The sequence below is a fragment of the Acinetobacter sp. UBA1496 genome (assembly GCF_002324975.1).
GTDB lineage: Bacteria > Pseudomonadota > Gammaproteobacteria > Pseudomonadales > Moraxellaceae > Acinetobacter > Acinetobacter variabilis.
On sequence record NZ_DCRI01000055.1, the window covers coordinates 20893 to 35539 of the forward strand.

The 14647-nt window shown below is 43.3% G+C and carries 13 protein-coding genes; 7 read left to right on the plus strand and 6 right to left on the minus strand.

Features of this window, described 5'->3' with window-relative positions; genetic code table 11:
* The first annotated feature begins 90 nt into the window (after nt 1-90).
* Both B3143_RS06315 and B3143_RS06320 read left to right on the plus strand, forming a co-directional pair.
* Nucleotides 91-597, plus strand: coding sequence for a TonB-dependent receptor plug domain-containing protein (locus tag B3143_RS06315; protein WP_262477616.1), 507 nt, complete (start codon nt 91-93; stop codon nt 595-597).
* Nucleotides 598-704: 107 nt separating this feature from the next.
* Nucleotides 705-2159, plus strand: a complete 1455-nt coding sequence (locus B3143_RS06320) for a TonB-dependent receptor domain-containing protein (RefSeq protein ID WP_286739878.1) — start codon at nt 705-707, stop codon at nt 2157-2159.
* Nucleotides 2160-2197: 38 nt separating this feature from the next.
* Here the strand turns inward: B3143_RS06320 and B3143_RS06325 are convergent, their stop codons facing one another.
* Nucleotides 2198-3205 (minus strand): hypothetical protein, encoded by a 1008-nt coding sequence (locus B3143_RS06325; protein ID WP_286739879.1) that lies wholly within the window; start codon nt 3203-3205, stop codon nt 2198-2200.
* A gap of 14 nt (nt 3206-3219) precedes the next feature.
* The gene (locus B3143_RS06330) at nt 3220-4257 is read right to left on the minus strand and encodes an alpha/beta fold hydrolase (RefSeq protein WP_005234575.1); all 1038 of its coding nucleotides are present in this window, start codon (nt 4255-4257) and stop codon (nt 3220-3222) included.
* A gap of 308 nt (nt 4258-4565) precedes the next feature.
* Here B3143_RS06330 and B3143_RS06335 point away from each other — a divergent pair, with 308 nt between their 5' ends.
* Nucleotides 4566-5180, plus strand: a complete 615-nt coding sequence (locus tag B3143_RS06335; protein WP_175967045.1) for a carbonic anhydrase — start codon at nt 4566-4568, stop codon at nt 5178-5180.
* A gap of 34 nt (nt 5181-5214) precedes the next feature.
* Here B3143_RS06335 and B3143_RS06340 read toward each other — a convergent pair whose 3' ends face one another.
* Complete coding sequence (locus B3143_RS06340) at nt 5215-5844, minus strand: arylesterase (RefSeq protein ID WP_175967046.1); 630 nt, start codon at nt 5842-5844, stop codon at nt 5215-5217.
* An 11-nt stretch (nt 5845-5855) separates the two neighbouring features.
* Here B3143_RS06340 and B3143_RS06345 point away from each other — a divergent pair, with 11 nt between their 5' ends.
* Nucleotides 5856-6581 (plus strand): ABC transporter ATP-binding protein, encoded by a 726-nt coding sequence (locus B3143_RS06345; RefSeq protein WP_175967048.1) that lies wholly within the window; start codon nt 5856-5858, stop codon nt 6579-6581.
* Nucleotide 6582: 1 nt separating this feature from the next.
* Nucleotides 6583-9078 (plus strand): ABC transporter permease, encoded by a 2496-nt coding sequence (locus B3143_RS06350; protein WP_286739884.1) that lies wholly within the window; start codon nt 6583-6585, stop codon nt 9076-9078.
* Between the two features lie 3 nt (nt 9079-9081).
* On the opposite strand, the gene B3143_RS06355 is transcribed toward B3143_RS06350, so the two are convergent.
* Entirely contained in the window at nt 9082-9912 is an 831-nt protein-coding gene (locus B3143_RS06355; RefSeq protein WP_286739887.1) for a rhomboid family intramembrane serine protease, read from the minus strand.
* Between the two features lie 77 nt (nt 9913-9989).
* On the opposite strand from B3143_RS06355, the gene mtgA reads away from it, so the two are divergent.
* Together mtgA and ppk1 are read left to right on the plus strand one after the other, a co-directional pair.
* A complete protein-coding gene (gene mtgA, locus B3143_RS06360) occupies nt 9990-10664 on the plus strand; it encodes a monofunctional biosynthetic peptidoglycan transglycosylase (protein ID WP_175967054.1) in 675 nt (224 codons plus the stop codon).
* A gap of 111 nt (nt 10665-10775) precedes the next feature.
* Nucleotides 10776-12857 carry a polyphosphate kinase 1 gene (gene ppk1, locus B3143_RS06365; RefSeq protein ID WP_286739889.1) on the plus strand — a complete coding sequence of 694 codons (2082 nt, stop codon included), beginning with the start codon at nt 10776-10778 and terminating at the stop codon, nt 12855-12857.
* A gap of 49 nt (nt 12858-12906) precedes the next feature.
* Here ppk1 and B3143_RS06370 read toward each other — a convergent pair whose 3' ends face one another.
* Entirely contained in the window at nt 12907-13503 is a 597-nt protein-coding gene (locus B3143_RS06370; RefSeq protein ID WP_286739892.1) for a DNA-binding response regulator, read from the minus strand.
* Nucleotides 13504-13734: 231 nt separating this feature from the next.
* On the minus strand, nt 13735-14643 hold the full coding sequence (gene oxyR, locus B3143_RS06375) for a LysR family transcriptional regulator OxyR (RefSeq protein WP_005234587.1): 909 nt from the start codon (nt 14641-14643) through the stop codon (nt 13735-13737).
* Nucleotides 14644-14647 lie beyond the last annotated feature (4 nt).

Consider the following 14647-nt stretch of genomic DNA (forward strand, 5'->3'; position numbering starts at 1 on the left):
TAGTGATTGTATTTGTAATTACTTTTGTTACAATGCGTCACAATTCCAGCAATATTTCTTCATAAATCAACTTTTGGGGCACCTTCGAATATGAGTAAGCCGTTTATGAAATCGACTTTGGCCTTTGCAGTGCTTTCAGCATTAGCTGTTTCAGTACAAGCACAAGACCAGGTAACTGAAGAACAAAAAGCAGCATTACAGACTGAAGCTACTAAATTGCAGACCATTGTGGTAACCACAGCGGGCGGTTTTGAACAAAATATTGCAGATGCACCTGCTTCTATTTCAGTCATTACCGCGGAAGAATTACAAAAAAAATCATATACAGATGTAATTGATGCTGTAAAAAATATGCCAGGTGTTTCTGTACAAGGCGGTGGCAATAATAGAGAGATTACAATCCGAGGTATGGGTGCAACCTACACGAAATACCTTGTTGATGGCAGACCAATTAGTGCCGGTAGAGCAGTGAATGGTAATGGTACAGATGGTGGGAAAATTGGTGCATATTTACCACCAATTGACATGATTGAACGGATCGAAGTCGTACGTGGTCCAATGTCATCACTTTATGGTTCAGATGCTATGGGGGGGTAATTAACATTATTACTAAAAAAGCGTCTGCTAGTAATTGGCATGGAAGTATTTCTCCTGAATATACGAAGTCTGATAATGATTATGCAAATGATAGTTATGGCGTCAGCATGTATGTCACAGGCCCATTAATTCAAGATAAATTATCTTTAAGTATAGATGGTAACTTCCAGGGGAATGACGAAAGTGACTTTGTCGGTGGAGAAGGGCAAAAATCTGGTTCAAGTGAGTCTGAGAAGAAAGTTAGAAAGCTCGGTACTGAACTGGTTTGGAATGTCGATGAACATAACGATATTGGTTTGAGATATGATTTTACAGGGCAGCAGTACACCACAACACTGGGTAAAAGTGTGGATGCTGCCACTCAAGCCTCTATCAATGAAAATGAGAAAAATCTATATACCTTAACGCATAAAGCACGTTACGATAATTTTACCCTTGATTCATACTATCAAGATGAAACAACTAAAAAAGTTTATAGTGGTGCCGTTGCTGACGAAAAAAATGAAGAATTAAAAGTCTTTAATACACAAAGCTCATTCTTTTTGGGTAACCATGCATTAACAGTGGGTGGTCAATATCAAAAAGAAAAAATCACTGATACCACAAATGGTCTAGCCGATATTACTGGGGTCACTTCACTCGACCGTTGGTTATTTGCTTTATATGCAGAAAATGAGTGGAGCATTACCGATGATTTCGCTTTAACTGTGGGCGCCCGCTACAATAAAGATGAATACTTTGGTGGTGAAATTACACCGCGTGTCTATGGTGTTTATCATTTAACAGATGCTATAACTTTGAAAGGTGGTGTAAGTACAGGCTATAAGCAACCAACGATTAGCCAAATTTCAGAAGGTTTTGGTAGCAGAACAGGAAAAGGCAGTGCTGTCATCATTGGTAACCCTGATTTGTCTCCAGAAAAAAGCACGAGCTATGAATTCGGATTTAACTATTCGGCTCCTGAACTTGGCTTAACAAGCAGTTTAATGGTCTTTAAATCTGATTTTAAAGATAAAATTGTTGAAGATCGTTTATGTGACACGCCAGGAACAACAAATAGTTCTCCTGTAGAAGAATGGAAATGTTCGGCAAATGGCAAGCCATATCGATTTGTTAGCCAAATGAAAAACGTTTCCGATGCAGAAATGAAAGGTGCTGAATTTACATTAGACTATGATGTACTGGATAATCTTCACGCGAGTACAAGTTATACTTATACAAAAACTGAGCAAAAAAGTGGCGAATTTAAAGGCCAGCCTTTGAATAAAATGCCAAAACATATGCTGAATGTCGGTCTGAATTATGATGTTTCAGATACCTGGACGACCTGGCTGGACTATAATTACCGTGGCAAAACCAGTGATTATTTAAGCCGTACTTCTATGGATAATGGGACACCGGGATATGGTACTTTTGATGCCGGTGCAGTCTTTAAAGCGACAGATAACTTAAGTTTGACTGCTGGTATTTATAACATTGCCAATAAAGAAATTACCAATGGCGATTATGACATTGTACTTGATGGTCGTAGATACACCGTGGGTATGAATATCAAATTCTAATTCATAGATATGAAAAAGCCGCTCTCGAGCGGCTTTTTTTAGTCTTCAATCTTTAAAATTTTTAAGGTATTTTCAGCATCATAGAATTTTTCTAGATAGGCACGGGCACGTTCACGCAAATAGCCCTGATGAATCATCTGCTGAATTATCGGTGTTAGCAATTCATTCAGCTCATATTGAATCAACGATTCATCAATATTCAGATCTCGTAATAACTGATCAAATGTATGTTCCTGATTGCGTACATACCAGGTATAAATCCCGTCATGCAGTTGCTGCTGTATATATTCCGTCTGGCGCATATGATCCCAGATTTCGTGCCCCAAACTCACCGTCTGATTCAGATCCTGGGTTTCAATATAGTTCTTGAGCACGGACAGCGGCATGTCTTTGATCTTATGCCAAAGATTGGCCTGAAAATGGTATAGCTTGTCATCATCAAAGTGCTGGTTCAGCACATGCTCACTCATTTGGCTAAGTTTTAAAATATTTTTTTGCAAATAACGGGCAACTGTATTGTCCAGACTGGAATCCGTAACATTTTCCAGAACAGATTTTCCCATTTTCATGAAGCGGGAAACGCCCGGAACACTCTTGGCAATCACAGAATTATCCAGATAATCCTGAATCGAATGCTGGATCAGTTGCGTAATCATGGCTGAAAAAGCAGGATTATTCACCACCGCTTTGATCAGGCGCTGACGATGACCACTTTTGCTGGCCACATATTGTGCAATTTTATCAATGGTCAGTACCGGAATGACATCTGCAATTTTGGTCGTATCATTGGCTGGATGAACCAGTGCGAACCGGATATGTTCGGCAATCTGCTCAATCAGAAAAGAACTGGCAGCAGTATCCAGAATCTGCTTTTGTAGTAGCTGATTGACCAGTTCACAGCTCCACAGATCTTTAAGCGTCTGCTTGCGCAACCAGAGATAAAACTCGTGAAACTCGCTTTGAATGGTTTCAGATTGAGAAAATACCTGATCAAGAAAATCAAGTTGAGCATCAATCAACTGCTCAATCATCGGATGTTTCTGCATAACTTCTCTGAAACTTAATTAAAAGGAATGAGTTTATCAGCTAGTGGATTTTTTAGGGTCTGTGTCTTGGCCAGGAAAGGCAAATAATGTTGGGCGACCTGTTTTTCTGCTTCCAGAATCGGCATATGACCAACATTATTTAAAATCACCGGAGTTTCAGCACGTTTTAATAAAGAATATAACTCTTTCACCACTTCGACATTAATAATCCGGTCCTGTTTTCCCCATAGAATCAAGGTAGGCGCTTCCACTGTACGGGTCAGACGGGCAAAGGTATCAGGCGTATACAACCGGTTAAGCATTACCACCTGATCAATCGATTTGCTAGTTTGTTCGGAACGGGCAATCAACAGTTTTTCCTGCGCATGTCTTAACTGGTAAGGCATCGCTGGCGGATTCTGCATTAGCTGTTTGGAGACATCTTCCAGATCACCAGGTTTACTGACAATCAGGTCTTTGAGTGCATGCGGGTCTTTGGTATAAGGCGTATTTCCCATTTTATAGATGCCGGCACTATTCACTAGAAACAGGCTTTGGGTATCGAAAGGGTATTGTGACGCATAGACTGTCGCAATTGAGCCGCCTAGAGAATGACCAGCGACATGCAGATTTTTTTCAATCTTCAGGGTTTCGACAAAGGTACGTAATTGCGAAGTGACATTGGGTACAGACAAATCAAAATCTGCTGGAACCCGGGTATCGCCATTGCTCGGCAAATCTGGAATGATGACATGATAATAGGGCGTCAAAAACTGGGCGACGCGGTTCCAGTTGTCGCGTGTGCCTGCCAGACCATGAATCAGGATAATCGAGGGTTTGTTTTTTGCACCGCCTTCGCTATAACTCCAGGTCACATCACCGACTTTCAAGGTTTTGGATTGTAGACCCGCCTGAATGCGTTGCTGGCTCAGATAAAGCTGTAAAACTTCGGCAGACTTGGCTTTCGGCGGCGTAAACAGATATTGGCTATGGCTCAGGCTGGATATACTAAGACCCAGAGCGACTAAAGTGGAATAGATAATTTTTGAGCGCAATTTTATTATTTTCTTCATTAGCACTGTCCCCTGAAAAAACTGAGCAAAAACGCTCAAAATACTTCCGTGTTATCGATTTGCAATTTATAGATGAATCAAATCGTAATCTTTCACTTATTTTAAAGCATTCCTTAATATTGTACATCTGTTAATTATTAGCTGAAGCAGAAAAACTGCCCAAAAAACGTGACGAACTTCACAGAAAAATTCCCAGAACAAGAAATCATCAAAGAGCTAAAAATTTCACAGCTAATTTTTTTTGCAAGTGACATTCAAAAAATCTAGCAGTAAGATATTCCCACTAAAAACATCGATGGTAAAAAAGAATGCTCACAGCTCAGGAAGCTATAGATCGTCTTAAAAAGGGTAACCAGCGCTTTGTCAATGGTGAAACGCAGCATTTAAAATTATTATCGCATCAGCAACGTGCTGAAATGGCAGAAAGTCAGGAACCATTTGCTATTGTTTTAGGATGTTCAGATTCACGTGTACCCGCAGAAATGGTTTTTGACCAAGGGTTAGGTGATCTGTTTGTCATTCGGGTAGCAGGTAATATTGTTGCACCGTCTCAAGTCGGCAGTGTCGAATTCGCAGCAGAAAGTTTTGGCTGTCCGATTGTGATTGTTTTGGGTCATACGCATTGTGGCGCTATTCATTCAACAATTGAAGCATTAACTAATCCAGCAACGCCGCCATCTGCAAATCTGATGTCAATCGTGAACCGTGTACGTCCATCAGTTGAAATTCTAATGCAGACTGAACTGAAAGATGACCTGAATAAACTGTCTAAACATGCAGTCCGTTCCAATGTATTTGCTTCAGTAAATCAATTACGTCATGGTTCTGCAGTTCTGGAAAGCCTGATTGCTAAAGGTAAGTTACAGGTGGTTGGTGCAGAATATTCACTTGAAACCGGTGAAGTAACTTTCTTTGACTTCTAAGAAAATTTTAAGATTTGATCCAGTTAAAGGCGCCTTAGAGGGCGCCTTTAATATAAGGATAAGCATTATTTAATAAAATAGTTTGGGCTTTGGCATTGGGATGAATCTGATCCTGTTGCATTAGGCCTTTATTGCCAGCGACACCTTGCATAAAGAAGGGTAGTAATTTGACCTTATACTGCTGACTGACCACCTTATAGTTATTTTCAAAAGCCTTGCTATATGCCTGACCATAATTTGGTGGCATTTTCATTCCAAAAACAATGACATTCGCCTTGGCTTTCTGGCTCTGCTGTACCAGAGCTGCTAAATTTTTTTGAATCATTTGGGGTGGCTGCCCACGCAGGCCATCATTCCCGCCAAGCTCAATCACCACAACATCTGGACGGTGAGTCTGCAATAGTTTTGGTAATCTAGCCAGGGCACCACTGGTGGTTTCACCGCTCACACTTGCATTGACCACTTTATGCTGTTTCGGATAGTGTTGGTCCAAACGTTTTTGTAATAAATGTACCCAACCTTGCTGTGGTTGCATGCCATAACCAGCACTTATACTGTCACCCACAATCATAATGGTCTTTGCCGACAGACTAAAAGGAATCAGGCACAGTCCAAAGAATACCAGGCAAGGCAATACACGATTTTTCTGATTTAGATCTTTCATATAGGACACGTATGATTCAAAGCAGCAACGATTCGACCATCATGCCACAAGCGATTATTTCTGCCCAGAAATTGACACAAAAGATACAACTTTCACAAAAACAACTGACTATTTTTGAAGATCTTTCGCTGGAAATTTTGACTGGAGAACAGGTCGCCATTACCGGACGTTCCGGTTCAGGAAAGTCGACTTTACTGGGCATTTTGGCCACTTTGGATCAGGCCAGTGCCGGGCAGTTAACGGTCTGTGGGGAGCTGGTATCAGACTTGAATGAAGAACAGCGCGCTTTAGTCCGGCTAAAAAATATTGGCTTTGTGTTTCAGTCTTTCCAACTTTTGCCTCATCTTACGGCACTTGAAAATGTCATGCTGCCTTTACGTTTACAGCCATATTTTAAATATGGTGAAGCTGAGCAGAAGGCGCTAGCATTGCTACAAAAAGTCGGATTAGACCGTCAAGCTCAGCAAACACCGAAAGTGCTCTCGGGTGGAGAACAGCAACGGGTGGCCATTGCCCGCGCACTGGTCAGTGAGCCCAAAATCATTTTTGCTGATGAACCGACAGGTAATCTGGACGGGGAAACTGCTCAAGAAATCGAACAGCTGCTCTTTCAGTTAAATCGTGAATTAGGCACCACGCTGGTTCTGGTTACTCATGATCCTGATCTGGCCCGACAATGCCAGCGTCATTTTGAACTGGTCAATGGTCAGCTGATTGAACATGCGAGTGGAGGCTGATATGCAGCATCTGTTTCGTCCTTTACTCAGACAAAGTTTTAATACGACAGGAATTTATCTGCTAATCATCGCGCTGACCTTAGCGATTAGTGCCACAACGGCACTAAAGTTCAGTAATGAACAGATTCAGAACGCCGTTGCTTTACAGGCAGCTGAAATGCTGGCGGGAGATTTGGTACTTTCTGATAATGAGCCGCTAGCTCAGGAATGGCGTGATCAGGCCAGGCAGCTCGATTTACAGCAGTCTGAAGTCACATTTTTCAGTACGATGGCTTATACCAATGATCAGTTTGTCATGGTCAATGTTAAGGCTATTGATCAGACTTTTCCTTTACGAGGAGAGCTACAGGTTCAACCTGCAGCAGACAAAATCCAAGCGGGGGAAATCTGGCTGAGTTCACGGGCCATGGATCTACTCAAGGTCAAACTGGGTGATGAACTGAATATTGCCGATGCCAAATTTAAGGTTACTGCAAAAATCGAGCGGGATTCGAATCAGGAGCTCGGCTTTTCTGGCTTTTCGCCGACTGTAATTATTGCTCAGTCAGAAGTGGCGCGCACCAATGCGATTCAGGTCGGTAGCCGGATTGATTACCGTTTATTAATGGCGGGTAATCCAGCCGATACCCGGCAATATGAAGCCTGGTTCAAGCAGAAGATAAAATCTGAAAATGGAACTTCAGATGAAGCAGATGCTGGGGTTGAGGGGCAAGAACTGGAACAGCAGGGCAGCCTACGCTTACGTAATGCCAGCGAAGGCAATACCCGTTTAATGAAGCCGATTGCCAATCTGGATACTTTTCTGCAACTGGCCAATATTCTTACCATTTTGTTATGCGGGATTGCCATTGCTTTAACTGCGCAGCGTTATGTGCAGCAGAATCAGGATCATATTGCCCTGATGCGCTGTATTGGCGCGACCAAAAATCAGATTCTGGCCGCTTATCTGGCTTTGCTAGGTTTAGTGCTTTTAATCGCCATGTTGATTGGTAGCGTAATAGGTGTAGCATTGGGTTGTGGCTTATTGCAACTTATGCTACAGCTGATTCCAAACTTGCAGCTTGAGTTTTCTGCTACGGCGATGCTGCTGGGACCATTGCCAATTGCCATGCTGACCAGTGCTGTGGTGTTATTGGGCTTTGTCATGCCAAGTCTGTTTCAGCTCTTGAATACCCCTCCGATTCGGGTCATTCGTCAGCAGGAAAAATCTGTCCATTCGATGTTGTGGATGTTACTGACCGGAACCTTAAGTCTGATTATTTTCAGTGTGATTTTAACGGAAAATATTGTGCTGACAGCTTGGGTGATCGGGGCGATTATCCTGCTCTGTGCCGTACTGTATTTCACGGTCTGGAGTATCTTAAAACTGCTGCGTAATCTGAAATTCAACCTGTCTGCGTATGTGCGGACACCGTATCAGACCGCTTTACAAATTACTGCTTTAGCCCTTGGACTCAGCTTGATCAGTGTGCTGGCTGTGCTACGTACCGACCTGCTTGATCGCTGGCAGCAACAGTTGCCGGAAGGGACACCCAACCAGTTTGTCTATGGTCTGCCGCCTTTTGACATGCCTGACTTAAAAGCTCAGTTAGAACAGAATGGCTGGAAAATTACACCCTTGTATCCCAATATTCGCGGGCGTCTGGTGGCGAAAAATGATCATCCTTTTGCTGCTGAACTGGTCAAGCAGAGTAATACCTTAAGACGTGAACTGAATCTGACTCAATCGGACCGCTATCCTCAGGATAATGTCATTGTGCAGGGGGAGGCAGGATTGAAACAGCCGGGTGAAGTTTCGGTCGAAGCCAATACTGCACAAGAGCTGGGCATCAAACTGGGGGATAAGCTCAGTTTTAGCTTGCCTGAAGGCATACTTGAGGCCAAGGTAGTGAACCTCAGAACAGTAGAGTGGGAAAGTTTTAGTCCAAACTTCTTCTTTATCTTTGCACCAAATACCATGGATGCTAATGCTGGCAGTTATTTGGGCAGCTTCTACGTACCGGAAACAGATAAAGATAAACTGGTGAATCTGGTTCAGCGGTTTTCCAATACGGTATTTATTGATGTCAGCCTGATTCTGGAAGAAATCAAACGCATTGTGAATGTACTGGTGCAGATCATTACCATTCTGGCTGTGCTGGTCAGCGTATCCGGTTTTCTAGTACTGATGGCCTGTCTAAACCTGCTCATGGATGAACGTAAACGTGAAGTGGCTTTGCTCCGGTCTTTTGGTAGTTCCAAACAGAAGCTGAAAACCATGATGAGTCTGGAAATCGGTTTTATCGGACTATTCGCAGGTATTGTTTCATGTCTGTTTGCAGAAGTGATCAGCGCCATTGCCAGCTATAAGATGGATCTGATCATTCAGCCCCATTGGGAAATCTGGATTATCCTACCTGTGTTTATGACAGTTTTGTGTACCCTGATCGGGCGTTATCGTCTGAGTTATCTTTCCGAGATTCCGCCCTTGCAAAGCCTGCGTGAGATGAATCAATAAGATTTATCTTGCGGGCTGATCCGCCAACTGCTGTTGTAGCATTTGTAAAATTTCCTGCCAGAGTGGGCGGATCGGTTCAAGCAGGGCCAGATTATATTGATACAGCACGACACAGGCAGCGACGCCGAGCAGTAAGGCAACCAGACTGACCAAACGGCCACGCTGCATTTTCTGACCGAGATACCAGAGCGCTGTTAGTCCGGCCCCCATGATCATGCCGCCAATATGTGCGGCATTGTTAATTCCGCTAATCATAAAGCCCATCACCAAGTTAAGGCCCATGATCATTACCAGTGTCTTTTTATCCAGAATAAAAGGCTGACGGGGCAACATCGGCAGTAAAGACAGAACAGTCAGTGAGGCACCGAGACCCATGACTGCACCCGAAGCACCCGCACTAACACCCGGCAATAAGCCAGGATTGGCTACACCGCCTTCGATTAAGGCATAGCTGTCCTGGATGCTCATATAACCACTGAGTAAACTGCCCATCAGGCCGGCACAAATATAAAGACCTGTAAAATAGACCCGGCCAAAAATTTGTTCAGCGACACTACCAAAAATATACAGTGCCCACATATTTAACATCAGGTGAATTAAGCCAAAATGAAAAAACATGCTACTAAACAGGCGTATGGGTTCCGCTAAATACGTTAAAGGTGCATAATCTGCTCCCCAGCGAATGGCATCTGGAGAACTGGGCTGTGTGATATCCATACCATTCAGAACCTGCCAGCCAAACAGGCCGACATTGATGCAGATCAAGAGTGCGGTCATCCACCAGAGCTGCATTTCAAGTTTGCGATGTGTTGTTGGGGGAGAATTTTCAGGCATGCTATTTTTTTGCTGTGATTGTATATTTCGAATAAGCTTAACACGAAAAATTGAATTTTCAGGAGTAACGCGCTGACATGAAAGCCTTTCTGACCCGCACCTTTCTCGTGATTGTCAGTGTGATTCTACTTGTTCAACTGTGGATTTTTGCAAGTTTAGCCTGGTGGCGAACCAATCCGGTGAATACCACCATGATGATGCGGATTGATTATTGGACTGAGCCCTCCAAGCCCATTCAACATCAGTGGCGCCCTTATGATGAAATCAGTACCAATCTGAAACGGGCGGTAGTGACAGCAGAAGATGGAAAATTCATGCACCATCATGGCTTTGACTGGGATGGTATTCAGACTGCGCTCAGCCGTAACAAGAATGAAGGCCGTGTCGTAGCCGGTGGGTCAACCATTTCCCAGCAGCTGGCTAAAAATCTGTTCCTCGTCAACAAGCGTTCATTCCTGCGTAAAGGTCAGGAAGCTGTTGCGACCTGGATGATGGAACGCATGTGGTCTAAAGAGCGTATTCTGGAAGTGTATCTTAACTCGATTGAGTTTGGAGACAATATCTACGGGGCAGAAGCTGCAGCCAAACATTATTTCGGTAAGACTGCAGAGAGCCTGACGCGTGATCAGGCCATCTTCCTGGCAGCGATTCTCACCAATCCAAAATATTTTGAAGATCATCGTAATGCATCAGCCCTAAAAGCACGTAAACGTATGATTCAGCGTTATATGCGCTATGCTGAAATCCCTTAAATAAAAATATCAAGATAAAGCCCAAATATTTGGGCTTTTTTTATGAAAATGTCATTAATTTGAAGCATACTAAAAGCAATAAGTAAGACTTGAAAATAGCGTAGGTTTGATATGAATACGGCAGCCAGTACGACTTCGGCACCAACCGAATATACTTATAATGATCGTTACATTAATCGTGAACTGTCTATTCTGGATTTCCATTTGCGAGTGCTGGAACAGGCGGTCGATCCTCTGCATCCTTTGCTGGAACGCATGAACTTTCTTTTGATTTTTTCACGTAATCTGGATGAGTTTTTTGAAATTCGTGTGGCTGGCGTCATGGAACAACTGGATTTGGGCAATGAAAGTCGCAGTCCGGATGGTTTGACGCCAAAACAAGTATTAGAACAGATTGCCGAAACTGCGCATGCCGCCATTGAACGTCAGTACCGTATTTTAAATGAAGAGATTTTGCCGAAACTGCGTGAGGAAGATATCTGTTTTCTGCGCCGTGGAGAGCTAACACCGGCACAATCGACCTGGGTGAAAAAATATTTTCAGGAGCAGGTTGCGCCAGTTTTAACGCCCATTAGCCTTGATCCGGCACATCCATTCCCACGATTGGTCAACAAATCTTTAAACTTTATTGTGACGCTAGAAGGGAAAGATGCCTTTGGGCGTCAGATTGATCTTGCGGTTGTTCCTGCGCCACGTTCATTGCCGCGTGTGGTGCGTTTACCGGATGAACTGACTGATGGTAAAGAACATCATGTGATGTTATCCGCCATCATTCATGAACATGTGTCTGACCTGTTCCCGGGCATGACCGCGACGGGATGTTACCAATTCCGTGTTACCCGAAATGCCGATCTGGCCTTAAATGAAGATGTTGAAGACCTGGCCAAAGCCTTAAAAGGCGAGCTAAGTTCGCGCCGTTTTGGTCGTGCAGTCCGTCTGGAGGTGACTGAAAATTGTCCGCAGCATATTTATGAATATTTGCTGGAAGAATTTGATCTGGATGAAGAACAGCTCTATAAAGTGGCAGGACCGGTTAATCTGGCGCGGTTACTGTCCAACTTCAAACGTCCACATCTACATTATGATTCACATACGCCAATTCTGCCTAAAGTACTGAAGAAATCTGAAAATGTTTTCAGTGCCATGCAGAAGCAGGATATTTTGCTACATCATCCATTTGAATCTTTTGCTCCAGTGATTACGCTGTTACGTGAAGCGGCACGAGATCCTCAGGTGCTGGCAATCAAGCAGACACTGTACCGCAGTGGTCCAGATTCCGAGATCGTGCAGGTGCTAGCAGAAGCGGCCCGTAACGGTAAGGAAGTGACTGCAGTCATCGAGCTACGTGCACGTTTTGATGAAGAATCCAATATTGCAGTTGCCAACGTACTGCAAGAGGCGGGGGCTGTCGTGGTCTATGGCATTGTTGGCTATAAAACCCATGCTAAAATGATTCTGGTGGTACGCCGAGAAAATAACAAGCTGGTGCGTTATGTGCATTTAGGAACCGGAAATTATCATGCGGGCAATGCACGGATTTATACCGATTATGGCTTGTTAACCACAGACAAGGATCTGTGTGAAGATGTGCATCGTATCTTCCAGGAATTGACCGGAATGGGGAAAATGGCCAAGCTGAAAAAGCTGCTCCATGCTCCATTTACCTTGCATGCCCAGCTCATCAACTATATTGATAATGAAATTGCCAATGCCAAAGCGGGCAAGAAAGCTCAGATCATCGTGAAGGTCAATGCTTTAACTGAACTGCAACTGATCAACAAACTTTATGAGGCTTCACAAGCGGGCGTACAGATTGACCTAATTATCCGCTCGATCTGTTGTCTGCGTCCAGGCTTGCCGGGACTTTCAGAGAATATCCGGGTACGTTCAATCGTCGGCCGTTTCCTTGAACATACACGCGTGTTTTATTTTAGCAATAATGGCAATTCCCGCATTTATTGCTCAAGCGCAGATTGGATGGATCGCAACCTGTTTAATCGCGTAGAAGCCTGTTTCCCGATTGAAGATGAAACATTGAAGAAACGCATTTACCAGCAAGGTTTATTAAATTACCTGAAAGACAATCAGCAGGCCTGGTTGTTACAAGGAGATGGAACCTGGGTGCGTGCCCAAGTTGCAGAAGGTGAACAACCGCATAATGCACAGCGTACCTTGCTGGAAACCTTTAAATAACTCTATGCAAACTAAAAAAGGCTGATGATTCAGCCTTTTTTATATTTTGTTAATTTTGAGAATGGATAAATGGATTCGCGAGTTTTTGATAGATTTTACGAATAGCAGCATAAATCTGGTAATCGTGCAGACTTAATCTGTTTTGAATTTCGGCCAAAGTCAGGTCTTGGCTGAAATACTTTAAAATCTGTACTTCAGTCTGATTTAAAAAATGTATTTTTGTTTCCTGACTCACTAAATAACGGGCTAATTCCGGATGTAAATCGGAACCACCTCGTAGGATGATTTTCAGGCTTGCTACTATTTTTGAAACAGGATGCGATGCAATCAGATATCGATCCACGCTAGATGACAAGAATAAATTAATCATTTCAGGTGAATCATCAGCTAAAACTGCAATCAGATGAGGAATCTGGATCCGGGTTTGAACCGTATACAGATGATTGAGTTGGGCTTTCTCATGAATCTCATATAGCACTAGATTGGGAAGATACTGTTCAATATGGGATTGAGCAGACAGATGATCGGTATAGGACAGCATATCCGGTTGATAACCGAGCTGTAGCAATGCAAGATCAAGATTGGAAGAGAGCGGTGGTGGATAAGGTTGCACCAATAATACGGGTGCGGGCAAAAATGAGGCCAAAGAAATCTTATCCTGAGAGTAATTAATATACAGATGTATTTTGGCTTAAATTATTCTAACTGCCAATCCCAAGAAATATGGATTTAATTTTTATATATTATAAATAGTTAAAGTTTAAAGATTAGTTTTTGGATCATTTTAATTGACTAAATGTATAAAAATTTACTGTATCAGAAGACGCAGGCAAGAAAAAAGGAGCAATCTAAGTGCTCCTTTTTTATTAGGACTTAATTAAGCTGCATCGTGGGCAGTGATTTTTTGCAAAATTTGTAATAACACATCGAATTCGCTTTGTAGCGGTGTGCTCTTACGAGTGACCAGCGCCAGAGTACGGCTTGGTGCAGCATTGATTGGATTAATACGCAGATCCGGATTGGCTTTGATCATATTGGTATGCAGTGCAATTTCTGGCAACAGGGTAAAACCAAGATCAGCAGACACCATTTCGATCAACGTCGGTAATGAACTTGCTTTCAGGCGATGATCATTTTTGCGCTCACCAATCGGACAGGCACTTAATGCATGATCACGCAAACAGTGACCTTCTTCAAGCAGCATCAGGCGAGACAGATCCAGATCTTCCAGAGATTTGGCTTGAGCCGCATTCTGGTCAGATTTGTGATGTACCAGATACAGATTCTCTTTGGCAATTTCAGCAACTTTCAGGCTACGGGTATCGAAAGGCAGCGCTAGCACTACCATATCCAGATTACCATGCTCCAGTTTCTCTACAATTTTCTCACTTTGAGCTTCATGTAAATGTAGCTGGATTTTCGGTAGCTGCTGATGCACTTCATCCAGAAATTGCGACAGGATGAAAGGGGCAATGGTTGGAATAACGCCAAGATGCAGATCACCGGTTAATGGTTCACTCATTTCACGACTTAAACGCATTAAGTCCTGAGCATCAGCCAGTAGAACACGGGCACGTGCAACCACTTGTTCACCAAGCGGCGTTAAACGTACATTCTGGCGATCGCGTTCAACAAGAACGCCACCGAGTAAACGCTCCAGCTCCATAATACCGCCAGACAAAGTTGACTGGGTAACAAATGAGCGGCGAGCAGCTTCTGTAAAATGCAGCGTCTCAGACAGTGTTACGAGGTATGACAGCTGTCTTAAGGATGGTAATGCAGCCATAGTG